At 67.3% G+C, this 1,195-nt stretch carries 2 protein-coding genes; one reads left to right on the plus strand and one right to left on the minus strand.

The features are described 5' to 3' along the window. The coding region (locus ACIRS4_RS37870; protein ID WP_404204765.1) for a MerR family transcriptional regulator at window positions 1-704 on the plus strand (704 nt) is incomplete at its 5' end. Here the strand turns inward: ACIRS4_RS37870 and rplL are convergent. Further along, window positions 705-1,088: a 50S ribosomal protein L7/L12 gene (gene rplL, locus ACIRS4_RS37875; protein ID WP_357287961.1), complete on the minus strand. Its 384-nt coding sequence runs from the start codon at window positions 1,086-1,088 to the stop codon at window positions 705-707. Window positions 1,089-1,195: the final 107 nt, after the last annotated feature.

A 1,195-nucleotide genomic window follows, 5' to 3' on the forward strand; every position in this document is an offset into this window, starting at 1 on the left:
GCGCGTATCAGGAGAAGGGGCTGCTGCCCACGCCCACCCGCCGCAGCGGGCGCGCGCTCATCTACGACGACACTCACCTGGCCCGGCTGCGCATCATCGATGCGCTGCTGCAACGCGGGTTCACCATCGCCCACATCGCCGACTTCATCACCAGCTGGGAGACCGGCAAGGATCTCACCGAGATCCTCGGGCTGCAGAGCGCGGTCACCGACACCTGGGGCAAAGCCGAAGAGCCGGTGGCGATCCCGCGCGAACTGGTGGACACCTTCTTCGGCGACACCGAGGAGCACCAGGTCGACTCCGACCAGCTGGACCGGCTCGAACAGCTCGGCATGGTGCGGCTGCGCGACGACACCGTCGAGCTCACCCGGCCCGAACTGCTCGGCATCTTCGCCGATCTCAGCGCCTACGGGTTCGGGCTGCCCGCGCTCATCGACCTGCACGCCGCCATGGCCGAGCGACTCGAATCGATCGCCCGGCTCATGGTGGTGGCGGCCAAGGACCACATCGTGGCCGCGCACGGGCCCGGCTGGATGCCCGAGACCGATGCCGAGATCGCCGAAACCGCCGGGATGCTCAAGCATTTCCGCGAACTCGGGACCCGCTCGGTGCGCGACAGCCTCGATCAAGCCCTCGACAAGGTGCTGCAGGCCGAACTCGGCGAGTACCTGGAAGCGGCCGCCCGCCGCCACGCGCAGGAGTGATCAGCGCAGGGCGGCGCGGGCGCCGGCCGCCTCGAGCTTGATCCGCGCGGCCTCGGCGGCGTCCTTGTCGACCTTCTCCAGCACCGCCTTCGGCGCGGCTTCGACCAGGTCCTTGGCCTCCTTGAGGCCCAACCCCGGGATGATCTCCCGCATGGCCTTGATGACCTGAATCTTCCTGTCTCCGAAGGATTCCAGGACGAGATCGAACTCGTCCTGTTCGTCGGCCGCCTCGGCCGGAGCCGAATCCGCGGCGACCTGGACGGCCACCGGGGGCGCGGCGCTGACGCCGAACTCCTCCTCGAACGCCTTGAGGAACTCCGAAAGTTCCAGCAGCGTCATACCTTTGAACACGTCGAGCAATTCGACGACGGTCATCTTGGCCATGATGTAACCCCTTGCAACGCTGACCAGGCGATACAAGTAAGTCTAAGCGCCGGGGACCGCCAAGGTCATCAGATATTCGCGCTCCCCGCGTGTCAGCGGGCGTGGCG

The organism is Streptomyces sp. NPDC101166, from assembly GCF_044768125.1.
In the GTDB taxonomy this organism is placed as follows: domain Bacteria; phylum Actinomycetota; class Actinomycetes; order Streptomycetales; family Streptomycetaceae; genus Streptomyces.